Genomic DNA, 23,529 nt, shown 5'->3' with positions numbered 1-23,529 from the left:
TAACGCGCCTTAATTCAGGCCATGATCCTTTTGATACATTAACTGTCTTATCGGCTCTTGCTCGGTGTATTCCACTGCATCGTAATCGGAAAGTTTATCGATTTCCGACTTTTCACCGATTACAGTCAACACGCGCTGCTCCCCCAGAAATTCAACCACTTGAATATTGTGATGACGAAGAAGCGACCTCACCTCGCTCTCTCTCCCTTGGTAATACTTAACGAAGTAACGTGCGGGTTGCTGTTCAGCTTGATCTTGGCGTTGATCCACAAAAGGAAACCCTTGATTGTTAGCCAAGCTGCTTGAGCTCATTCCGATGGCCAATAGTGCATTAACGCCTATGACAAACAAAGAAAGTAAGGTCAACTTCTTCATCGTTACTCCTTATTCAAAAGTCAAAGTCCAACTATTGATGGTGCCGGTATCTCTTCTAGCACTGTCCACCGCTTTCAGTTCCCATTTGCCTTGCGATTCAAAGCCAGAGAAATCCGCTTGGAGACGAGTTTTGATGTCCTTATCGCTGCCACCAGCATTATCGTGCAGTACCACTTGGCCCCCCTCTGGCGAGGTTAGCGTGACATACAGATCACCGATGTAAGTATGTGTGATATCCAAATCAATAGTCACTGAACTGGCATCACCAGAGCGAGATACATCTAGTGTACTCACTGCGCCAGACACTTGATTATCAGGAATAGCAACGGCATCCGAATTGGTATAGCTAGAAGGTTCAGAACCACCGCCGGATGAATCGTTTGAACCATTATGCGTAGCAACAAGAGAGACGCCAGAGTAAGCGCGGTAGCCGTAAACCAAAACTTCATATTGCCCAGCGCCCGATACGTTCAAGTTACAGCTTTCACCATTACCACTTGCCCATGAACGACAGTCGTAACTACTGGTACTTGGTGTGCCATTAAAGCGTACGTAAAGATCTGCATCACCAGAGCCGCCACTCATGTTGAATGTCGCTTGCGTTGCGTCTGCAGGCACGTCAAACACAAATACCGTACTTGATTGACGGTCGCCAGACAGTGGTGATTTCGACTCACCGTTATCTAAAACATTCTCATTGCCAGAGCCACCACCATCTGGGCCATTACAGCCAGCATCCAGATATTGCTTGGCTGCGTCGGCATTCACTAGGCCATAACCCGTACGGTTATCACGGCCCATTACATCGATGTCGGTTGCGGTTTTGATCAGCGCGCTACGAACTTGCGCAGCCGTACAAGTTGGATGATAGCTCCAAACCAAGCCCGCCACACCGGTTACGTGAGGCGTTGCCATCGAAGTACCGTTGTAGTATTCGTAGTCTTCGCCCTTAGTAGTCGATACCGTAATTTCTTGACCAACGTAACCCAACAGCTCCTGACCGAAGTCACGATTCACCGTGACCGAAAGCATGCGCGCCTCGTTGTTTTGATCGACAAGGAAAGGATTCTGCAAGCCCGGTAAATCGGAGTTACTATACACAATCGCCGCACTCGCGCCTGCGTTATAACACGCTTGAACGGCATCAATTTCTGGGTAGCTGCTTGATGATTGGTTACCCACACGTTCAGTCAAACAGATCTTGCCCGACATATCGCCACAACTAAAGCGGCTACCTTCTACGTCACAGCTTGCTAGTGTCGCCGTAATAGAACCAACAACAGGATCTGCCCCATAACGGCCTCCCGCTTGGGTCAAACGATTATGAGGCACAATGCCACGTTCAAACTGGCTGACACCGTTCAAGCGAATGTCTGACAGCTTACCCTCGCCCACCGTCACCGTAGACAAAATCGCTACCCCCGGACCTGCAATTTCAACTTGGTCGGTCGCTTGAGAGAACGCCGCGTGATCACCTTTGTCATCCACCGCTGCAACTGACATTACCGAATCGTAAGACGCTGGGTAGCTATGTTCTGTGTTACCACTGTTACCTGCAGCCGCGATCAACAGCACACCTTGATTAGAGATAGTTTGCAACGCATTTTTCTCTGTCACACTCGATTGGCTACCACCGAGGCTCATGTTGACCACGTTCGCGCCGTTGTCAGCACACGTTTGTACCGCTTTTACCAAACTCGATGAGTAGCCCCAACCCGCTTCATTGAATACCTTAACAATATGCAAATTCACCTTTTGGTTGGGCAAAACACCTTTAATGCCTTCCGTATTAGAAATCGCGGCGATGGTTCCTGCAACGTGCGTACCGTGAGCGTTGTTATTCCCCGGAATACTCCAAGCACCGGTACCGCTATCGTTTGTACCCGATACGCGGTTACCACTGAGATCGTTATGCGCCAGATCATACCCCGAATCTATGATACACACCGTGCGGTTACCGGCACTTGAGTCATCCAGGCGCTGAGCATTCACCGCCTCGTAGCCCCAAGGGATAGTCTCACTTAACAGGTAACGCGGCGGGTCAATTTCCACGTATTCCACATCACTACGGTTACGCAGTTTTCCCAGCTCCGAGTCTTCCATCTCGACACTGTAAATCGCACGGTTACCTAGCTTCTCTACTTTGCGCGCTTTGAGCTGATCTAGAACCGACTCTTGCACGATGCGGGGACCCCAGAATGAGTTTCTACCTAACTCGGAAGCACTGGACGCGTCTTCTCTAAATTTGACGATGTGTTTGGTCGGTAAGTGAGACTCGTCGAACCCCGTCAGAGGAACCGCATGCGCTGACAGCGAAAATGTTATCGCAACAGCCACGGCAGACAATGAAACCATACCCTTTAATTTGATTTTATTTTGATGCATCTACTCTATTCCTTTAGCATCCCAACGACATCGTTGAGACAATAAACCATTAGCCCTGTGAATCATTGACATGAAACACAATTGGCTCGTCAATATTTGTAGAAAAATCAAACAAATCAAGGCTGAGAAAATTAAATTGCTTAATATTTGATCAAGAATCACAAGTAAAACTTAAAGAGTGAACTGTTAATAAATGCAGGAAAGAAAACTTAATCTATGATAGTGATACATAAGTTGAGCTATCGTGGACCTAGGTCAACCATTTACCAGACGTTCATATAACAATAGGGGGTGACCACTAATGAGTTCAATTTGAGGGGAAAGGCTATAAGCTTCTTCGCTTAACTCGTGAATTGATAATATCTTCTACTAATTTTTGCTCTTGTTGTGCTTTCTGATAATTTTGCTTATTGCGCCAGCGCTCAAGAACGTTTTCTAACCCTTTAACACGAGCATGCTTGGATTCTAGCTGCTTTTGTATCGATGCACACTCAGCCAACATCACAGCCTGCTCCTGCTCATGATGATATAACATCTTTTGTAGCATCTGATCGACACGATTTAAGTTCATTAAGCTAGCACTATTAAGATCAGAAGTAGTGATTGCCGATTGCCCAACATTAGCTTTCAGCGCCGACAGCTGCTCTAACTGCAAGGTTAAATGAGAATGGCGCAAACGCATGACATCAAGCTGCTGACAAACCCTATCTCTTTGCTTTTCTTCCACTTGGCAAAGCTTGCCAACAGCTTTTAACTTCGATTCCAAAGCTTACCTCATGATTGATCGCTATTAAAAATTTGGGTCAGAGCACTCAAACTGGTTGAGTAGTCGACAGGCTCACTAGCCGATTGCTGTAAGTACGATCGAAGGTGTGGATACATAGATACAGATAGATCTAGCTCGGAGTCCTGTCCCGGCTGATACCCCCCTAATGGTAACAATTCTTTGACTTGTAAGTAGTTGGAGTAAAGCTGACGAAAGTTATTAGCAAGCTGGCTGTGCGCTTCATGGGTACAAGCATTCATACAACGACTAATAGAAGCATTAATGTCGATCGCAGGATAATGACCTTGCTCGGCTAATTGACGAGACAATACCACATGCCCATCAAGAATAGCTCGAGCTGAATCAACAACAGGGTCTTGCTGATCATCCCCTTCAGCCAGTACTGTATAGATTGCCGTTAAGCTTCCATCAGGGTTGTCACTATTGCCAGCACGCTCTAACAATTGCGGGAGAACACTAAATACCGAAGGTGGGTAACCTCGTGATGCTGGAGGCTCGCCCAATGACAAAGCTATCTCACGCTGCGCCATAGCATAACGCGTCAGTGAATCCATCAGTAATAATACGTCCTTACCGTGATCACGAAAATATTCGGCTACACGATGACAAAGTAAAGTCGCACGCAAACGCATCAAAGGCGATTCATCGGCTGGTGCTGCAATAATGACTGCCTTTTTTCGCGCTTCAGGGGTCAAATTGCGTTCAATAAACTCTCTAACTTCTCGACCTCGCTCGCCAATCAAACCAACAACAATCACATCGGCTTGAGTATTTTGGGTGATCATGCCCATTAAAACACTTTTACCCACACCACTACCGGCCATCAAACCAATGCGCTGTCCCTTACCTACAGTCAGTAAACCGTTAATGGCACGAACACCAACATCGAGTGGGGTGTCGACTGGGCGACGTTTGAGTGGATTTATAGGTCTAGCCTCAAGAGAGACGCGATCACCACCTTTCAGTGGTGCACCATCATCGAAAGGCTCCCCTAAACCATTAACAACTCGACCCAACCAGTGTGAACTTAGTTGTATTGTACTGTCACCTTCAAGCGGAATAACTTTTGCCCCTGCAAACAACCCTCCTAAGCGACGAATTGGCATTAAGTACGCGACCGTATGTTCAAAACCAACGACTTGCGCTTCGATTAAATCGCCTTCTGCGGTTTCAATTAAGCAACGTTGCTCTAACTTAAATCGGCAACCTACAGCTTGTAACATCAAACCGTTAACTTTGATCAACCTACCCGTTACTTTCGCCACAGGAACAGAGTCGAGAGAAGCTAATGCATCACTCAAGCGTTCATTGAGTAAATCGTGATTCAAATAGCTACTCATTCGCTACATCTACCTGTGGCAAGGTCACTTCATCAAGCAAATGCTGTTTCACGTTATCCATACAAGCTTGTAGTCTAGAATCACAACTTGCATCAGCTTCCGCATCTTCAGTCACGAGCTGGCAGCCACCAATGGGTAATTCCACATTCGCCACCAATTTCCAAGCCGCCGGTAGATCGGTATTGATTTGTACAATTCGATCGAGATCTTGCGGGTTTAGGTGCACAACCACCGACTCTGCTTTGCTTGGCATTGCCGATAGAGTTTCGTCTACCAACGCCAAAATCTGCTGTGGCATCAAAGTTAATTCAGCGCGAATAACTTGCTGAGCGACCTTTTGCACCAATTCACAAATCATATGCCGCTGTTGCTGTTCCTTTTCACTTTGCCAACGAGATAAAGCTTGGAATAATTCATGAACAGGCTTGGCGGCTTCAACAAAAGCTTGCTTACCAGAGTGCTCTCCAGAGACAAATCCCTTCTGAAAACCCTCTTTTTGTCCGTCAAGTAGGCCTTGCTGTTTCCCCTGTTCAGTACCTTGACGTAAACCTTCATCATGACCTTGTTGTAAGCCTTGTTGAAAGCCCGCCTCTAGTTGCTCTTGAACATCAGCCTGAGTATTTTGCCAACTCTGACTATCCATTGTGAGATCACTTTCAACATTCACAGGCTGTGCCAAAGGAGGAAAACGGTGTAGACGATAGCCACTGGGTGGTAATCGCATCGTACTGTTAACTTTTTCTGCCATACCCTTACTCCAAGGTTGGCTCTTCATAGAGCACTAACTGAATTTCATCTGCCTCATCTAACTCACGTACCATCTGCATAATCTCTTGACGAGCACGCTGAACCCGACTCAAAACCACGGCTCCACGTACCTCCATATCATCCTCGAGTGCTTTGATCATACGTTGAGGCATAGAGCGCTTTATCGCTTGCTGCAACGAAATATCGGCTCCCTTAAGTGCTACAGCCCACAGGTCAAGAGGAACTTGTTGAACCAATATATCCATCGTCTCTTCACGCTGCCTTCCTAATACCAAGAAATCAAACATGTTTTCTTCGATCTCATTCACCACATTTTCATCATGCAACTTAAGCATCTCCATTAACGATGCTCGGTCGCCTTCAAAGCGGTTAATGATGTCAGCGGCTTGTTTCACTCCCGACAATGGTGTGCTCTGACTGGCTGATACTTTATCAATGCAACGTTCTACCAGTTCATGTAAATCGTTGGCGACCTGGTGATCAATATCTTGTAATTGAGCGATACGGAAAAGGATCTCATCATGGTAATCCTGAGGAAGATGTTTCAAAACAGCTGAGGAGCTATCTGCTGGTAAATACGCTAAAAAGATAGCTTGCATTTGCGGGTGCTCATTCAAGATGAAACGCGCTAACGTCTCTGCTTCAACCCATTGTAAGCGTTGCATATTATTTCGAATCTCATCACCGTATAAATGGTTGAGTAAACCTTTCGCTAAATCGTTACCTAGTGCTTTACGTAACGTATTGGACAAGTACTCTTTTGATGCTCCACGAATACCACTATGCTCACGAAAATCGTCAAAAAAATTCTGGATGACACCACGAGCTGAGTCACTTTTAATGCCATTCAACTTAGCCATTGCACGTGTCACACGCTGGGTTTCATCCCGGGTGAAACTCTGAAGAACTTTCGCGGCCGCATCTTCTCCCATCCCCAGCAACACAAGTGCGGTTTGTTCTACATAACTAAGCGTCTGCTTTGAGGTCGACGGTGTTGTGTTCATTGATGTTTACCCATTGTTTCAGAATTTCGGCTACACGCTCTGGCTCTTCATTAGCAATAAGCTGTAGATGCTTCAATTGAGTCTCAAGAGGAGAATCCGCAGCTGGAAGCATGTCACTGTTGACATCCAAACCTGATGAGACGGCAATCCCTTTCTCTAATAATTTTCGGTTAAGTCGCTCTTCTCGTTCGCGCTCTTCACGAGTCTGTAAATTGTCGTATTCCGGTTCGATTTTTGGCTCCGTCGAACTCTGCTCTTGAATCGGTATATCCTTTCCGGTGAGATGCATAGTCAGTGGACGTAGAACAAAGAAAATCATCGCTAAGCCAAGCATTCCACCAATCACATATCGTAGTGGCTGTTGTACCGTCGCATCTTGCCACCATGGCAGAGCTGGCGGTGCATCAATCTCAATTGGTGTAAAGTTGAAGCTCATCAGGCTCAAACTATCACCACGTGCATTTGAGATACCGACCGCGTCCATGATCATGGCTGAGATTTGCGTTTTATCCGCTTCACTCCATGCGACGCCATCCGGTGCAGCCTGTGAATTCAGTAATACGGAGACACTTAACTTTTCAATTTGACCTTGTTGATATTGAGTACGGCGAATACTGCTGCCCACCGCATATTGACGATTCACCTCGGAACGTGCATTAGAATTTTGGCTATCATTCGTTGATGTCTCGCCGGTGACTGGGGGTTGGTTACTCAGCGTGCCAGGAACACCAAGCGCTATTTGATCGATCGAACTATTTTGTATGGTATGTTCATTACGAACAACAGGAGCATTATCGAGAACCTCTTGTGTTTCCTCTACTTGGCTAAAGTTCATATCAGCTGCAACTTGAACGCGGAAATTACTCGGACCGACAATAGGCGTTAACATGTCCGCCGCACGGCGAATGATTTGCTTTTCAACACTCTTTTGATACTCAAGATACTTTGCATTGACCTTACCCGCTTCGGGAGACGCGACATCCGCGCTCAACAAACGGCCATATTGATCGATAACTGAAACAAACTCAGGTTTCATTGCTGTTACACTACCGACAACCAAGTTAATGATTGCTTCAACTTGCTCACTTTTTAAATTATTTCCCGGCTTCAGCTCTAACATAACTGAAGCAGACGGATTTTCGGTATTTTGACGAACAAATAAGGTCTGGCGGGGTATCGCCAAATGCACTCTCGCATTTGATACCGCATTAAGTGACATGATAGTGCGAACTAACTCACCCTCTAGTCCATGTCGATAACGTGCCGTCTCAATAAATTGACTGGTACCCAGTGAACTGTCCTCACTCAAAGATTCCAGCCCAGTCGGTAATTTAGCTTTAACACCTTTTGAAGCGAGCAACATACGGATGTGTGCGACTTCACCTTCTGGAACCAATACTTGTCCGTTTTGTTCCTGCATGCGGTAACTAATGCCCTCCGTTTCTAGTACAGAAACGATTTCACCAATATCAAAACGTTCTTGTTGGCTATAAAGCGGACGGAAGCTCTGAGATGAACTCCAAAGGGCAACGACAATAATCGCGGCGACTATGGCTGCTAAAACGGCAGATAACACAAGGTTACGCTGACTACTCGACCATAAGTGTTTCAACTTACTGGTTACCTCGTCCATACCTTTATATGTAGACTCGGGATGAGCAACTGGACTTCCGGCAACTTGCGTGGTTAATTCTGACATTGATTACACCGGCATCTTCATTATATCTTCAAACGACATCACAACTTTGTTACGTACTTGCATCAAAGCATTGAACGACAGGCTCGCTTTCTGACTAGCGACCATCGCACCAACTAAATCATCACTCTTGCCCGTTTCAACTGCAGTCATTTTTTGGCTGGCAAGCGATTGATGTTGGTTCACCGTATCCAAAACACCAGTCATCGCTTTTGAAAAAGACAAGGTGGTGGTGTTCTCTTGGTCTAAAGGGTTTACACTCACGACAAATTCTGTTGGCTGAGCCTGCGTTTTCATGGCCTCCATTTTAGACAACATTAATTGCTCTGCTGATACCGCATTTGTAGGTTGACTTACCATCAATTATTCTCCTTTTAGGCAGCCGAGCCGAGCTCTGACTGCAAATCAATGCCGTGCTCACGCATAGCTGCAAGCTTATAACGGAGGGCTCGTGTCGATACACCCAAGGCATTAGCGGTTTTAGTTCGGTTTCCACCAAACTGACGTAATTTTTCGAGTATGAATTGAAATTCAGCATGCTTTTTAGCTTCTATGTGACTAAAGCTTGGCGCAGGCTCTAAAGAGAGCTCTGATGTCGAGGATTCCATCGGTAACATCAAGTCACTCGAAGTAATATAATCGCCGTGACGCATCACGAGGGCTCGTTGAATAACATTTTCGAGTTCGCGAATGTTTCCTGGCCACTTGTATTGGCAAAGTGCAGACATAGCATCTTGTGATAAATGGCAACGACTGCCATCTTGGTATTTCCCAATAAAGAATTGGGCGATTGGAAGAATATCCTCTTCTCGTTCACGTAACGACGGCCAGTGTAAAGGTAAAACATCTAAACGATAGTAAAGGTCTTCGCGAAAAGTACCTTTTTGAACTTCCTCTCGTAAGTCTTTGTTCGTTGCCGCGATCACTCGTATATCAAGTTGAATCGACTTATGGCTACCCACTCTCTCCACTTCACGCTCTTGTAAGACTCGTAATATTTTGGCTTGTACCGAAGGAGACATCTCCCCTATTTCATCCAAAAGAATCGTGCCATTATTCGCTTCTTCAAACTTCCCATGTTGAGAATTAACGGCCCCTGTGAATGCCCCTTTCACATGACCAAATAGTACAGCCTCCAACATAGACTCTGGAATTGCAGCACAGTTTACCGCCACAAAAGGACCATTGGCCTTTGGTGATTGCTCATGAACATAGCGTGCCAATAGTTCCTTTCCGGTACCGGACTCCCCAGTGATCAGTACGCTCGCATTAGTGCGCGCCGCTCGGTGTGCTAATTGAAGCACTTGTTTACTCCGCCATGACTCAGTCACTATATTCGCTAATGGTTTACCTAGATCTTCGACTCGTCTCAACAAGGTGAGTAACTGGTTAGACTCAAATGGGCGAAGTAAATAATCAGTCGCACCCGATTGCATAGTTTCAGCGGCTAACATACCTTGGTCCTGCTCGACAACAGCAATCACAACCCCCAACTGCGCTTGTTTCTGATGGCATGCAACAAACTCACGTGCGCACATATCGGTTAAATTTGTGCTAACCAAAGTAATGCCTGCACGCTCTTCTAAAAGCGCACTGCGGCCGGTACGGCAGTAACGTATCGAATAGCCCGCATGCCCAAGTATATCCAGCATGGGTTGAGCCAGTTTTTCATTGGGCTCAACCAACAAAATATCCATTGGTATCGTCATTGAACCTGTACCTTCTCTTGTTTTAGGGGTGAGGGTTGTTTCACTTCCGATTTCTCTATGTCAGTAATACGTTCATTGTCTCTTACCAGCCTTAGCCTAACCCGTCTGTTTTTCGCTTGCCCTACAGGAGTAGCATTGCTGGCAATAGGATATCGGTCGCCATGAGCTCTGATTTGAATGATGTTACGATCTATACCAAAATGAATCAGAGCCTCAGCGACTTCCTCAGCTCGTTGGCGCGATATATTTAAGTTTGTAAACTTAGACCCGACATTGTCTGTATGGCCATCAATCAGAATAGCGGCAACACGATCATCAACTTCAACATAACGATATAGATCAGCAATTATGCTTTCCTGAGAAGGTTCTAGTGTCGTTTGGCCAAGCTGAAAATAAATGTTTTGATCACGAGCTTGAGTAAATGAAAACTTTGGTAAATTTTCACGGCATTGTTGATAGAAAGTTAACGCCTGTTGAATCTGAATGGTCGGTAATGTTATACGCTTAGTAACATAAGATTCATTTCCACTGAATGATAATTGAATCCAGCTACCTGACTTAATATCTTCAATAAGAGAGTTGACACCTTCAGAAAAGATAATCCGATGATTTTTCCTTGTCGATGAATATGATGCTTTCTCTTTTATGACAACTTTCTTTTCCCATGGCGGGCTCTTACCCTCAAGCAGTACCTTATTCCACTTGCTATCTTTAACATCAACAAAAAATAAGTTCCGCCCTCCAGCTTCCGAGCGGAAATAAAACTTCCCCTGCGGAACATCCGAATGATTCAAGTTACACTCAAACTTTTCACCTTTATATGACCAAGTAGAAAGGTCCATAGGAATCTTTAGATCCTCTATAGCTAACGCTGCATTAATGGATAAAAAGCAACTTAAAATCAACAACCTTAATACATAGCCTTTCATGGAGTTAATACCATAAAACAACCATACCTGAACGGTCGTCTAACTCGCCAAAAGCTAGTCATCATCGAATATGCACCATATCATTAAAAGCTCTCATATATACAAACTGAAAAAAGAAAAATTAAGCTTAAACAATAAGAAAAAAATTCTAATAAAGAATAACCAGAACCATTTAGGTCAAATGAACCCTGTTCAATAATTGAATTATTAACAAGGGGAACAATAGATAAAATTAACGAATTAAATTTCATATTAAAAGTGCCAGAACATCCTTTACAATCAACATATGAACGAAAGTCACAATATTAAAAACTAAAGCTAAAAGGTTAGAAAAATTTATGTGTATCCTATAAAAAATTAAATCTTGATTTTCTCTTATGTCAAGGCACGGTAAAATACAAATGAAAAACAGTGTCACTGAATCAATCTCACATATAAAATCGCTTGATGTTGAGTTGTTAGGCAAACCAATCCATATTATTCGAAAAAAGCTCAAAAAATTGATTTTAGAGTCGTGCTCTAACCTTACAGATGAATTGCAAGCATGGCTGAACTCAAACAAAATTGAGACTCGCTTAACCTCTTTAGACCTGTATCGATTTTGTACAACATCACTGGATAAAACGCAGACTTCTACCTATCGACACCGAGATGGGGGAACACTTTATATCCATAGCAATGTCGAAACTCTCAGCCGCTTAGCTGACCGTTTTTATGGCGCCAATTCAGAACGTCCTACCCCATTATTGACGGCGAGTGATTTACGCTTACAAGAAAGGATCAGCCGTATTATCGCTAATTGGCTCGCTCCTCAAGAAATGTGGCAATCCTGTGACTATGAAGCACCTTGCGGCATTGGGTTGCACGCAGAACTCTCAATTACATTAGAAGATTACCAAGGTGTTATTCATCTAAAAATCGACAACACAATGATTCAAACCATGATTGAGCAGTTGGAGTTGCAAAAAGCTAAGGACCTTTTCCAACCATTTTGTCGCTCTCTAGAGTCAACCCCTGTTCGTCTCAATGCTGTACTCAGCAAAAAGACAATGACTTTATGTGATGTCGTTAAGTTACAACCAGACGATATTTTACCCATAGAACTGCTAAACACCGTGCCTGTCAGTATCGGTCCACATCCTCTTTTCACTGGTCGCATTGCCGAACAAGACGGCCAGCTTGTTTTGATTTTTAACCCAGATAAGGAATCTCAGCGATGAGCGAAGCGCACGAGAACAAAGCATTCGACGCCGATGAATTAGACTTTGATGATTTTCAGTTAAATGATTTTGACGCAGACACTCAACTCAAAGTAGAGCAAACCGCAGAACGCGATTTAAGTTTTTTTAAACATATCCCTGTGACAGTAACTCTGGAAGTTGCAAGTAAAGAAATCCCGCTGGGTGATTTGATGAAAGCGGGTGAAGGTACCGTTATTGAGTTGGATAAACTTAACGGCGAACCTTTGGATGTGAAAGTGAATGGCTCTCTTATGGGGCAAGCAGAAGTCGTTGTTATCAATGATAAATATGGACTTCGTCTGATTGATGTCTATGACTCAGCACTCAATGTCGTTGGCCGATAGAGTCAAATTGGGTTGTACCATGAATGTTCAGAACGTCAGCCAAATTAGGCTGCCTATGGGCGCGCTCATTTTACTTAGTCTACTGTTTGCGTTTCCGGCAATGGCGGCAGATAACGGCCTGACCATTTTGTCGGTTTCCGATGGTGACACCCAACAAGAATACAGTGTAAAACTGCAAATATTATTGCTGATGACCGCTCTCAGTTTCTTGCCGGCGTTCATTCTGATGGCCACCAGCTTTACACGCATCATTGTCGTATTAGCCATTTTACGCCAAGCATTGGGCCTGCAACAAAGTCCTCCTAATCGAGTGTTAATCGGTATTGCCCTGACACTAAGCCTTCTGATTATGCGTCCAGTTTGGACGGATATCTACGAGCATGCGTTCAAGCCATACGATAACGGTGAAATCACTTTAATTCAGGCTTTTTCAGTTGCTGAACAGCCGGTTAGAGATTTTATGCTAGCGCAAACACATCAAAGCTCTTTAGAGCAAATGCTGCGTATTGCGAATGAACCGGTTAATCAAGATGTTGCAGATATTTCATTTGCTGTTGTCCTCCCAGCGTTCGTCATTAGTGAACTTAAGACAGCATTTCAAATTGGTTTTATGCTGTTCATACCCTTCCTGATCATCGATCTTGTCGTCGCCAGTGTGTTGATGGCGATGGGGATGATGATGCTATCTCCCTTGATCATATCCCTGCCTTTTAAATTAGTTATTTTTGTTCTTGTCGATGGTTGGGCAATGACAGTAGGCACCTTGTCAGCGAGCTTTGGGGGATAGAAATATACTATGACACCGGAGTTAACTGTCTCGCTATTTTCTGACGCAATATGGCTAATCATCTTAATGGTGGCCGTGTTGGTTGTGCCTGGCCTGATTGTTGGTTTGTGTATTGCAGTATTTCAAGCCGCAACCCAAATTAACGAACAAACTTTAAGCTTCTTGCCACGACTGCTCGTTACACTGCTGATGGTGATTTTCGCAGGGCACTGGATGCTACGTAAAATTATGGACCTGTTCGATTACCTCTTTCATAACATTCCTGGGATGATAGGTTAATGGCGCTCACGTTTGCGGAGCTATCCATGATTCTTGGTCAATTTTGGTGGCCATTTTTCCGCATTGGAGCCGTATTTATCTCTATGCCTTTTTTCGGTGATGCGCTCATTCCGGTTTGGGTTCGTAGCTTACTCGCACTTTCTATCGTCGTCATTACCGCCCCTCTCATGCCTGCGATGCCAGAAGTTGAACTTTTTTCTCTAACCTCACTCTTCTTAGCCTTCGAGCAAGCGATCTGGGGACTGGTATTTGGCCTCATCCTTCATATGCTATTCAATGTATTTACCATGCTGGGTCAAATCGTTTCCCTACAAATGGGCTTAGGTATGGCAATGATGAATGATCCAGTCAACGGCCTTTCTGTCGCCATACTTGGCCGTATTTTTTTGATCTTCTCGACGTTATTGTTTCTTGCTCTAGAAGGTCACTTATTAGTTATTGATATTATTATCCAAAGCTTTGTCTTTTGGCCCGTTGGCTCAGGGCTCACTATGCTCTCCCTCAAAGGGGTGCTCGGTATTTTCGGTTGGATGTTCGCCTCTGCATTGGCGCTAGCGCTACCAGCTATCGTCTCTATGCTACTAGCGAACGTGAGCTTTGGCGTTATGAATCGCGCCGCTCCTTCTCTAAATGTCTACGCGCTTGGGTTTCCTATGACCATGCTACTGGGCCTTTTCAGCGTATTAATTTCCATTTCTGGCGTGCCTAGCCGCTACACAGCTTTGGTTCATGACACTATCCGCTACTTAAACAACTTTATGTTGGGGGGCGCATGAGCCAGCAATCATCACAGGATAAAACGGAAAAAGCCTCTCCTCAAAAAGTAAAAAAAGCCCGCCAAGAAGGGCAGATACCACGAGCTAAAGACTTCACAACCGCCGCTATTTTTTTAGCCGTCGCTTTATTTTTTCAGTCACAATTAAGTGCGATCTGGGAAAGTATGTCGGGAATCTTTCGTTACAACATGTCCCTGACCAAAGCTGATTTGGAAAACCCAAGCCGACTTGTAGAGCATATCGGTCAAAGCTTAGCAGTCATCATTGAGATGCTGCTACCACTGTTCATTGTCATTATCATCGTGACATTTGGCAGTACTATGGCCCTGGGAGGATGGATATTCCGACCAGCCAATATCATGCCCAAATTCAGTAAAATAAACCCCATTTCAGGCATTAAACGTATTTTCTCAACTCGGTCGATTGTCGAGTTGATCAAGTCTACCGTTAAAGTTCTGGTCATTTTCGGAATCCTGTATGGCTATCTCGACAATCATCTTCAGTCTCTACTTGGAATGCAAACTTTACCGCTAAACCAAGGGGTTACTTTAATCATGTCGATCTTGTTCGAAGGTGTCTTGCTTATGGGAGTTGCCTTATTGCTGTTTGGCGTCATTGACATTCCTTATCAGCGTTGGGAGCACCTTAAAGAGCTCAAAATGACCAAACAAGAGATTAAAGAGGAATACAAAAATAACGAGGGTCGTCCTGAGGTCAAGCAGCGTATTAGACAAATTCAGCAACAGTTCGCACGTCGTAAAATTGACAAGATGGTGCCAACAGCCGATGTGATTGTCACGAACCCAACTCACTATGCCGTTGCATTAAAGTACGATCCTTCCATCTCAGACGCTCCCTTTCTCGTCGCGAAAGGAGTAGATGAGACGGCGATGCATATTCAACGTATTGCCAGAGATAATGACATCGAGATCATCAACGCTCCTCCACTGACGCGTTCGATTTATCACACCACAGCCATTGAGCAAGCGATCCCAAATCAACTTTATGTCGCAGTAGCTCATATTCTGACTTACGTTTTGCAATTGAAAGCCTTTCGTAAAGGGCAAGGACAAGAACCGACACCTTTGCCTCACTTTTCAATTCCAAAACACTTACAACACTGATCAACCGCGTTTACCCAAGGACACGACAACATGTTTAGCTGGTTAAAACAACTTCATACCTCCACCAAAGGCTACATTGGCATTCCAATCGTCTTACTCATGGTTTTAGCCATGGTGATTTTGCCATTGCCACCACTACTCTTGGATGCGCTGTTTACCTTCAACATCGTGTTAGCGATTTTAGTATTATTGGTCAGTACCACAGCGAAGCGACCGCTAGACTTTTCGGTCTTCCCCACTATTTTGTTGGTAGCCACATTACTCAGGCTGACGCTGAACGTTGCTTCAACCCGAATCGTCTTACTCGAAGGTCACAATGGCGGCGATGCGGCAGGTAAAGTCATTCAAGCTTTTGGTGAAGTCGTCATCGGTGGGAATTATGTCGTCGGTATGGTGGTCTTCATCATTTTGATGATCATTAACTTTGTCGTCATCACTAAAGGTGGTGAGCGAATTTCGGAAGTATCGGCTCGCTTTACCTTGGACGCCTTACCGGGCAAACAAATGGCGATCGATGCCGATCTCAATGCTGGTTTAATTGACCAAGAAAGCGCCCGCTTACGTCGTAAGGAAGTCGCCAATGAAGCCGATTTCCATGGTTCCATGGATGGTGCTTCTAAATTTGTTCGTGGCGACGCCGTCGCAGGGCTATTGATCTTATTTATCAACATCATTGGTGGTATCAGCATTGGTGTATTCGAGTATGGGTTGCCCGCTTCAGAAGCTTTCAAAACCTATGCGTTGCTCACCATTGGTGATGGCTTAGTCGCGCAAATTCCATCGCTACTATTGGCAACAGCCGCCGCGATCATCGTGACCCGCATCAATGATAGCGACAATGGCATGTCAGAAACCATGCACAGACAGCTACTAGCAACACCTGCAACCTTATTTACTGTTGCAGGTATTATGATCGTAATTGGTATCGTGCCTGGTATGCCGCATTTGGCCTTTTTTAGTTTCGCCGCCGCGCTAGCCTTTGCTGGCTGGCGACAAAGTAAACGGTCGGTTCAGACACCTCAAATGGATCAAGTGGAAGCGCTCTCTCAAACGATGCAAGAAGAAGAGACCACACTCACTTGGGATATGATTCCTCATGTTCAAACTTTGTCTCTCGCTTTAGGCTACCGCTTAGTGCACTTAGTCAACAAAGAACAAGGTGCCCCCTTGGCACAGCGTATTCGTGGCGTTCGCAAAAATCTTTCAGAACAGGTTGGGTTCCTACTACCAGAAGTGCGTATCCGCGACAACCTCAGTCTAAAACCCAATCAATACACCCTTGCTCTCAATGGTGAAGTGATTGAACAAGGTTTTATTGAACCAGAACGTTTGATGGCGATTGCCGTTGGCGAGACCTATGGTGAAATCGACGGCATTTTAGGCAGTGATCCTGCCTACCAATTACCGGCAGTATGGATAGAACATAAAGATAAAGCTAAAGCACTTAATATGGGGTATCAAGTGGTTGATGATGGCACCGTTATCGCTACACATATTAGCAAAATTATAAAAACCAACTTAGCTGAACTATTTACACATGATGATGTTGAGGCAATGATTCAACGGCTCTCTGCACAAGCTCCTAAATTAGCCGAGGCCTTAGTGGCCGCATTAACACCAGCTCAACAACTGAAGGTCTACCGTCAACTGTTGCTCGACCAGGTTCCGTTAAAAGACATTCGAACCATAGCCAATACTATGTTGGAATCTTCAGACAATACAAAAGATCCTATTCTGCTTGCTGCGGATATTCGCTGCGCCCTAAAACGCACCCTAGTTAATTTAGTTATTGGGCAGAAGAGTGAGCTCAACGTTTATGCATTGTCTGACGAGCTCGAGCAAATGCTGATGTCATCGCTGCAGCAAGCCCAAGCCGCAGGGCCTGTGATGCTCGATAGCTTCCCGATTGAACCAAACGTTTTAAACCAATTCCAACAAAATTTACCGTTAATTCGCCAGCAACTGAAGCAACAAGGTTTACCTCCTATTTTACTGGTCATGCCTCAACTGCGCCCATTACTGGCTCGTTATGCCCGCACCTTTACTCAAGGTTTAGCGGTACTGTCGTATAATGAAATCCCAGAAAATAAACAGATCAATGTAGTAGGAAACCTTGGCTAATCTCATCTCAACAAAAGCGATGTATGACTACTTGTGCGATCTCGCACGACAACACATTGTCACAGACGACGACCAACTGGTGTTTGATGCGCTCAAACACAAAGACATTCAACACGCCTGTCAGGCCATCCGTAAAACAAAAACCGGTGAGGTGGAATACCAGCACCTTACCTTGCGCTTTGGTGTGCGTGGCGAGCAGAGTGTTTATCAGTTTAAACTGTCTGAGCAAATGCAATATTGCTTAGATTTATACAGCTTGTTTTTAGCCCTGCGTCAAACTCAGTTCCAGCTCGATACCTTTCATTCGGACCTTATCAGCAATGTCGTGGTGCCTATCCGGGTCGACGCCTTACTATGGCAAGCAGGGCGTCACTTTTTGAATCAGACGATTCAATTCCACAAGGCAGCATTTCAACATGTCGTACCCGCTTTGCAAGCCGATGAAACTCTGTGCCTCCATGAACGCGTTGCTGCTTTAGTTGAACAGCTGAAAGGCAATGCGTATGCCTTGTGGTTTGAAATTGCGACCAGCCAAACACACTTTGAACGCATTGCCGAGTTTGAACCCGATCTGATCAAGCTATCTGTCACCATGGAAAACAAGCAAGATCAGCATGCGTTCCTTCCCATCGCACGCTTCCTACGTCGTAATCAGTTCGCTTGGATGGCTGGTAGAGTCGCAAGCCAAAACGAGCTCAATCGTTACCGCTTACTTGGTGCGAGTTATTATTTCGGCTATTTCAGTGATATTCCTACTTCATTGTCGTTTAAATCGTTCGGTGATGATTAAACCGGGCTAAAGAAAAAGGGCGAGTTCAGCAATAAGTACTCGCCCTTTTTTATGTCTGAGCAGCGTTAAAATACGAATTTTCTGGAATAGATATCACTAAAAATCATCAAATTAGGCGATTTCGAAAAAATTTTTAATATTCCAATTAATCATTAAAACTAACCGACCGCCTCTAGTTATTGAGCGGGGCGATAGTCCCACATTGAACAATCAAGGAGAACAGATTATGGCTCTATCAATGCACACTAACTACGCTTCGCTAGTTACACAAAACAACATCACCAAAACTAATGACCTATTAAATACTTCCATGGAGCGTTTAAGTACGGGTCTACGTATTAACTCAGCGGCCGATGATGCTGCGGGCCTACAAATTGCTAACCGCCTAGAAGCACAAACTCGCGGGATGAGTGTCGCTATGCGTAATGCACAAGACGGCATCTCAATGATGCAAACAGCCGAAGGTGCGATGGACGAAATGACCAACATCGCTTACCGAATGAACGACCTTGCTACGCAAGCGGCCAATGGCACAAACTCAGACGCTGACCTGGCGTCTCTATCTTCTGAGTTCCAAGCCCTAGGTACAGAGCTAGAAAACATCATCACCAACACCAGCTTTGGTGGCAATAACCTGCTTGATGCGACTGGTGCAATCAGTTCAGGTATTACATTCCAAATTGGCTCATCACAGGCAGAAACCATGACCATTGGTGGGGCACCTGGTGGTACAGACTCCGCAAGTAAAAAGGGCTTGGCTGCGTTGAAAGCTTTTGCTGCTGATGCAAAAACGGCTGATTTCACAGCAGCTGGTGCTGGTCACTCTCCTCAAGATATGATGGATGCACTGTCAGTCAACTCTGACTCAGGTACTGGTGGTGCTGGTAGCGCTGCCGACGGCGGTGTTATCGGTCAATTGGGTGCTGTTCGTTCTGATTTAGGTGCGAGCATCAACCGTCTAGAACACACCATGACCAACCTAGGTAACATGGTAGAAAATACATCGGCAGCGAAAGGCCGTATCATGGACGCTGATTTCGCCGTAGAGTCTTCAAATATGACGAAGAACCAAATGCTGATGCAAGCCGGCACAACGGTGCTCTCTCAAACGAACCAGTTGCCAGGCATGGCTATGTCGCTACTGCGCTAATTTTACTGTTAGATTCATCGTTAAAGCCTCTCTAAATTCAGGGAGGCTTTTATTTATGCTGAAGATAAAATCAATCGTCATCGCTGACGAACATCAAAGCTTATTAAAAATCTGATTAATTAAGTGACTCAATCGACTGAAAGCCAAAACACTCGCTACGGTACCTTTGGTATTACATAACTTCTCCCCTTAAACAGTAACTCGTAAAAGCCAACCTCCACAAAAAAGTAAAACAATACACTTTTAGCGAGTCTCGATTAAATATTCTCTTGTATTCGGTCGCCTTTATTGAGTAACCCCTTCCCTATTTATTAAGGGGAAAGAAGGAACGGTAAAGGTGGAAAAAACGCTTCCGCCCAAGCTCAGGAGATCAACATAAAATGTTGATAAATAAGAACTTAAGTATCAGGCTCAGTTCTTGCTTCTAGAGATTAGTTGACGGCATAAATACGCCAAATATAAATGAGAGAGGGAGTGACCTGATGAGTTCATTAGATCCAATAACCATGGCAACCCAGTTGGCCACGTACGATGTACAGCCGTTTCAACAGCGCTACCAATTGCAAGCAGACAAATACCAAGCTCAACTTACTGCACTTGGAAAAGTGGAAAACGCACTACGTGATTTCCGTACTGCAATAAATGACATCAACAGTAACACCAATAGCATCATTAAAAACTCGGCAACACTCTCTCAAGATGGCTACTTCACGGCAAACACTGATGCTAATGCGATATCAGGTAACTATCAGATTTTTGTCGAACAAGTTGCGACGTCACATCAAATCTCTACGGGGATGCCTGCAAGCTTGGATGCTACAACAGAAGTGCCAACCACAGGCGTATTAGAAGTCACCATTGACGGCGAAACGATGACGCTGGACTTATCTTCCATTGATAACGATGGCGACGGAAAAGCCACCATGACCGATTTAGTCACCACCATCAACAATAATCCCAACAACCCCGGGGTTAATGCCACCTTAGTGCGCTCAAATGGTCAAACGCACTTTATGCTATCGAGTACTGAAACTGGCACAGCAAATACCATCAACGTGAATGCTTCAGGTACAGGAGAGAACTGGTTTGAAAACGCGTTTAGCAATACAACAGAAATAAGCAAGCCACAAGACGCAGTGATCTGGCTAGGTGCAGAAAGTAGCGGCCTGAAGCTCACCAATTCAAGTAATACCTTTGAAGGTGTGATTGAAGGCGTTGACATCACTGTGAATAAGGCTCAATCAACGGGAGATACCCCCATTTCTCTCGGGATCGGTACCGATACGGAAGGCACAAAAGAACAAATTGACCAATTTATTGAAGCCTACAACACGCTCGTTTCAACCCTCGATGAACATACTCAAATTGGGAGCGAAACTAAAGCCCGAGGGGCATTAGCCAGTGACCCAACTCTACGCTCAATTGAGAGCCAACTAACCAGTTTAGTGCGCGGAGAGCATGGCGAAATGCGACTCAGTGAAGTCGGTATCACCCTCGATCGCTCGGGAAAAATGGTCATAGACCAAGAAAAGTTCGATGCTGCTCAGCAAAATAATAGCGCAGCAATAGAAGCAATGTTTAACGGTGAAGGCGCTTTATTAGACTCATTAGATGACATGATGGACCCCTTTCTAAAATACTCAACAGGTACGTTTAATTCGCGTAAAGAGGCACTGCAATCCAACTTAGATCGTGTTGAAGATAAGCAAGCAACGCTTGAACGAAAATACGAGATGTCTTACGACCGCTACCTCAAGCAATTTACTCAAATGAATACCTTAATGAATCAAATGAATCAAACCATGTCGATGTTTGGTTAACTCTAACGGAGAAATATTTATGCTCATGGATTCTGGCTATGACTCATACCAGCAGGTTGATCTTGATGCACAAGCCGCCTCAGCTAATCCGCACCAACTTGTGGTGATGCTCATTGATGGCCTACTTGATGAAGTCGAACGAGTACGCGGCCACCTTGCGGCTAACCGTCTCGCAGAAAAAGGCGCTGGTATTAATAAATGCATGAACATTCTCATTGGCCTCACCAGTGCCTTAGATGAGGAAAATGGTGGTGAAGTAGCGGAAAACTTACGCCAACTTTATGATTTTTGCCAAGCTGAGCTGTACCACACCAGTGTACAAAATAACGCCCTGCGTTTAGACAACGTTGAGCGCGTAATGGGCAACATTCGAGAAGGATGGATGAATTTTGGACAGCAAGCATAAAGTGTCGCCGGATCGATTTCGCCACTTATCAAAACGGATCCAAGTTGCGACCAATACAGCCGATTGGCAAGCGCTTAATCGCTACGATTTGCAGTTACGTGAACTGCTGATCAGCCATAAGCCATTTTTGAAAGATCCGAAACTCGCACCGGAAATCCAGCGAGCAAAAGCCGTGCATGCCGCTGCATTTGCAGTGCTTGCAAAAGCCACCAGCGAACTACAGCAAACAATGAGCATGGTCAACGACCAACAAGAACGTGCCATGACATATCAACTCGCGATGACAATGGAGCTAGCGCAATGATGGTCACTAACTCAATATCTGCGTATTCACCTTCTTTATCGCCAGCAAAACCAGTCACGGTCACCCAACAGAAGCCAACCAATGCTGGATTTCGCTTACATACGCCAGTCTCATCCTCGGAAGCGGAGCAATCTGACGTCAGCTCAATTGAGCTCAATACGGAGGACAGCTCTGATGAACTTTTATTCGGTAATACAGCCCCCTCAATGAACCTAGGCACGCAAGCGCAAACTTTCATGCCTGTAACGACTGTCCCTGCACAAGACAACCAAAGTGGTATTCAAACGAACACACTACTCTCACTTAAAGTTTCTACTTATGATTTGCAACCGTCGCTAAGCCTACCCACTCACGATCTAATATCAGCAGGCAACATGCTATCGCAAATACCGGCGACGCAACATTCCAATTCAGCCTCACAACTTGCTGCAACTCAAAGTGTTGAGTGGGCCGCCGTTCGCGTGGATACCGGTTCCGGTAAGTGGGGTGAGCAAATGTTGCAAGTGCTACAAGACCGCGTGACAGTACAAGCGCAACAAAACTTGCAAGAAGCAAAAATCCGTCTCGACCCGCCCGAACTCGGCAAACTCGATTTATTAGTTCGGGTTGAAGGTGATCGTTTGAGCGTGCAAATCAACGCCACTAACGCGGTAACACGCGAAGCACTAATACAAGAATCAGAACGTTTACGTGCTGAACTGCAAGAGCAAAACTTCGTCCATGTCGATGTGAACGTCGGTTCAGAACAAGGTCATGAACGCTCACACCACACACCAGAATCAGATGAAATCACCATTCTTGCCGCACGAGAAGCTCAGCCATTGCAATCCGGTACAACAGCGAACTACTCAGAACACTGGCTGAACACTCAAGCCTAATTAACCATCGAGGAAAAAGGTTATGACAAAACAACAAATGATCACGCTGTTTATCGCCATGATCATCACCAGTGCCCTCGTTTCAGCGACGACAGTCATTGGGGGAGTTTGGTATCTAAAGAAAAGCGCAGAATCCAGTCCGTCGGGAACTGGGATCAATGACTTTTTAGAAACCTCTCCATTAGCGTTCCTAGCATCCAATGAGTCAGCCCAAAGTGGACCCAGTTTTCACCCACTCGAAAAGGTCGTTTTAACCATCAAAGGAAAAAAACAAACCCACTTTGTGATGCTAGAACTTGCCATAGAAACACGTCGTCTGGGACGCATAAAAAATATCGATGATTATATGCCCATGGTGCAGAACGCATTACTTAAGCTGTTTAGTAACAAAACCTTCGATGATCTACAGCAACCAGGAGCCATCGACACCCTACAAGCTGAGATTAAAAGTACCTTACTTTCGGCTTTCGATAAAACTGACATCGTACGAAATATTGATGACGTTATATTGACCCC

At 45.0% G+C, this 23,529-nt stretch carries 24 protein-coding genes; 14 read left to right on the top strand and 10 right to left on the bottom strand.

Annotated features, from left to right (window positions below; translation table 11 throughout):
• Nucleotides 1-9: 9 nt before the first annotated feature.
• The 10 genes from ACTRWI_RS12575 to ACTRWI_RS12530 all read right to left on the bottom strand — a co-directional run bounded on the left by ACTRWI_RS12575 (nucleotide 10) and on the right by ACTRWI_RS12530 (nucleotide 10,993).
• Nucleotides 10-375: a hypothetical protein gene (locus ACTRWI_RS12575; RefSeq protein WP_499131828.1), complete on the bottom strand. Its 366-nt coding sequence runs from the start codon at nucleotides 373-375 to the stop codon at nucleotides 10-12.
• 9 nt (nucleotides 376-384) lie between these two features.
• Nucleotides 385-2,760 (bottom strand): S8 family serine peptidase, encoded by a 2,376-nt coding sequence (locus ACTRWI_RS12570; RefSeq protein WP_499131826.1) that lies wholly within the window; start codon nucleotides 2,758-2,760, stop codon nucleotides 385-387.
• Nucleotides 2,761-3,085: 325 nt separating this feature from the next.
• Nucleotides 3,086-3,526: a flagellar export protein FliJ gene (gene fliJ, locus ACTRWI_RS12565; protein WP_150896210.1), complete on the bottom strand. Its 441-nt coding sequence runs from the start codon at nucleotides 3,524-3,526 to the stop codon at nucleotides 3,086-3,088.
• Between the two features lie 8 nt (nucleotides 3,527-3,534).
• A complete protein-coding gene (gene fliI / locus ACTRWI_RS12560; protein ID WP_499131825.1) occupies nucleotides 3,535-4,875 on the bottom strand; it encodes a flagellar protein export ATPase FliI in 1,341 nt (446 codons plus the stop codon).
• 4 nt (nucleotides 4,876-4,879) lie between these two features.
• Nucleotides 4,880-5,635, bottom strand: coding sequence for a flagellar assembly protein FliH (gene fliH, locus ACTRWI_RS12555; RefSeq protein WP_499131823.1), 756 nt, complete (start codon nucleotides 5,633-5,635; stop codon nucleotides 4,880-4,882).
• 4 nt (nucleotides 5,636-5,639) lie between these two features.
• Nucleotides 5,640-6,659 carry a flagellar motor switch protein FliG gene (locus ACTRWI_RS12550; protein WP_499131821.1) on the bottom strand — a complete coding sequence of 340 codons (1,020 nt, stop codon included), beginning with the start codon at nucleotides 6,657-6,659 and terminating at the stop codon, nucleotides 5,640-5,642.
• Nucleotides 6,622-8,358, bottom strand: coding sequence for a flagellar basal-body MS-ring/collar protein FliF (fliF, locus tag ACTRWI_RS12545; RefSeq protein ID WP_499131820.1), 1,737 nt, complete (start codon nucleotides 8,356-8,358; stop codon nucleotides 6,622-6,624). Before fliF ends, ACTRWI_RS12550 begins: the two co-directional genes overlap by 38 nt.
• Nucleotides 8,359-8,361: 3 nt before the next feature.
• Complete coding sequence (gene fliE / locus ACTRWI_RS12540) at nucleotides 8,362-8,715, bottom strand: flagellar hook-basal body complex protein FliE (RefSeq protein WP_499131818.1); 354 nt, start codon at nucleotides 8,713-8,715, stop codon at nucleotides 8,362-8,364.
• Between the two features lie 14 nt (nucleotides 8,716-8,729).
• A complete protein-coding gene (locus ACTRWI_RS12535; protein WP_499131816.1) occupies nucleotides 8,730-10,064 on the bottom strand; it encodes a sigma 54-interacting transcriptional regulator in 1,335 nt (444 codons plus the stop codon).
• Entirely contained in the window at nucleotides 10,061-10,993 is a 933-nt protein-coding gene (locus tag ACTRWI_RS12530) for a MotY family protein (protein ID WP_499131814.1), read from the bottom strand. The genes ACTRWI_RS12535 and ACTRWI_RS12530 overlap by 4 nt, the downstream gene beginning before the upstream one ends.
• 401 nt (nucleotides 10,994-11,394) lie before the next feature.
• Here ACTRWI_RS12530 and ACTRWI_RS12525 point away from each other — a divergent pair, with 401 nt between their 5' ends.
• The 14 genes from ACTRWI_RS12525 to ACTRWI_RS12460 all read left to right on the top strand — a co-directional run.
• A complete protein-coding gene (locus ACTRWI_RS12525; RefSeq protein ID WP_499131813.1) occupies nucleotides 11,395-12,213 on the top strand; it encodes a FliM/FliN family flagellar motor switch protein in 819 nt (272 codons plus the stop codon).
• Nucleotides 12,210-12,578, top strand: coding sequence for a flagellar motor switch protein FliN (fliN, locus tag ACTRWI_RS12520; RefSeq protein ID WP_499131811.1), 369 nt, complete (start codon nucleotides 12,210-12,212; stop codon nucleotides 12,576-12,578). Before ACTRWI_RS12525 ends, fliN begins: the two co-directional genes overlap by 4 nt.
• Before the next feature lie 55 nt (nucleotides 12,579-12,633).
• The gene (fliP, locus tag ACTRWI_RS12515) at nucleotides 12,634-13,365 is read left to right on the top strand and encodes a flagellar type III secretion system pore protein FliP (RefSeq protein ID WP_499131868.1); all 732 of its coding nucleotides are present in this window, start codon (nucleotides 12,634-12,636) and stop codon (nucleotides 13,363-13,365) included.
• 9 nt (nucleotides 13,366-13,374) lie between these two features.
• The gene (fliQ, locus tag ACTRWI_RS12510; protein WP_499131810.1) at nucleotides 13,375-13,644 is read left to right on the top strand and encodes a flagellar biosynthesis protein FliQ; all 270 of its coding nucleotides are present in this window, start codon (nucleotides 13,375-13,377) and stop codon (nucleotides 13,642-13,644) included.
• Nucleotides 13,644-14,420: a flagellar biosynthetic protein FliR gene (gene fliR, locus ACTRWI_RS12505; RefSeq protein ID WP_063525596.1), complete on the top strand. Its 777-nt coding sequence runs from the start codon at nucleotides 13,644-13,646 to the stop codon at nucleotides 14,418-14,420. Before fliQ ends, fliR begins: the two co-directional genes overlap by 1 nt.
• Nucleotides 14,417-15,544, top strand: coding sequence for a flagellar biosynthesis protein FlhB (gene flhB / locus ACTRWI_RS12500; RefSeq protein ID WP_063525595.1), 1,128 nt, complete (start codon nucleotides 14,417-14,419; stop codon nucleotides 15,542-15,544). The genes fliR and flhB overlap by 4 nt, the downstream gene beginning before the upstream one ends.
• A gap of 30 nt (nucleotides 15,545-15,574) precedes the next feature.
• On the top strand, nucleotides 15,575-17,665 hold the full coding sequence (gene flhA, locus ACTRWI_RS12495) for a flagellar biosynthesis protein FlhA (protein ID WP_499131809.1): 2,091 nt from the start codon (nucleotides 15,575-15,577) through the stop codon (nucleotides 17,663-17,665).
• Entirely contained in the window at nucleotides 17,658-18,455 is a 798-nt protein-coding gene (locus ACTRWI_RS12490) for an EAL domain-containing protein (protein ID WP_499131807.1), read from the top strand. The genes flhA and ACTRWI_RS12490 overlap by 8 nt, the downstream gene beginning before the upstream one ends.
• Before the next feature lie 226 nt (nucleotides 18,456-18,681).
• Nucleotides 18,682-19,605 carry a lateral flagellin LafA gene (gene lafA, locus ACTRWI_RS12485; protein ID WP_499131805.1) on the top strand — a complete coding sequence of 308 codons (924 nt, stop codon included), beginning with the start codon at nucleotides 18,682-18,684 and terminating at the stop codon, nucleotides 19,603-19,605.
• Nucleotides 19,606-20,087: 482 nt separating this feature from the next.
• Nucleotides 20,088-21,425, top strand: a complete 1,338-nt coding sequence (gene fliD, locus ACTRWI_RS12480; protein WP_499131803.1) for a flagellar filament capping protein FliD — start codon at nucleotides 20,088-20,090, stop codon at nucleotides 21,423-21,425.
• A gap of 19 nt (nucleotides 21,426-21,444) precedes the next feature.
• Nucleotides 21,445-21,831, top strand: coding sequence for a flagellar export chaperone FliS (gene fliS, locus ACTRWI_RS12475; RefSeq protein ID WP_150896197.1), 387 nt, complete (start codon nucleotides 21,445-21,447; stop codon nucleotides 21,829-21,831).
• Nucleotides 21,815-22,135, top strand: a complete 321-nt coding sequence (locus ACTRWI_RS12470) for a hypothetical protein (protein ID WP_499131802.1) — start codon at nucleotides 21,815-21,817, stop codon at nucleotides 22,133-22,135. Before fliS ends, ACTRWI_RS12470 begins: the two co-directional genes overlap by 17 nt.
• Complete coding sequence (locus ACTRWI_RS12465; protein WP_499131800.1) at nucleotides 22,132-23,013, top strand: flagellar hook-length control protein FliK; 882 nt, start codon at nucleotides 22,132-22,134, stop codon at nucleotides 23,011-23,013. The genes ACTRWI_RS12470 and ACTRWI_RS12465 overlap by 4 nt, the downstream gene beginning before the upstream one ends.
• A gap of 22 nt (nucleotides 23,014-23,035) precedes the next feature.
• Nucleotides 23,036-23,529, top strand: a 494-nt coding sequence (locus ACTRWI_RS12460; protein WP_499131798.1) for a flagellar basal body-associated FliL family protein, incomplete at its 3' end; no start/stop codon positions are given.

It is taken from the genome of Pseudoalteromonas sp. G5_S1_14_S5 (assembly GCF_054968605.1).
Note: the sequence above shows the minus strand (reverse complement) of the source record. Positions and strands in the feature narration are given on the sequence as shown.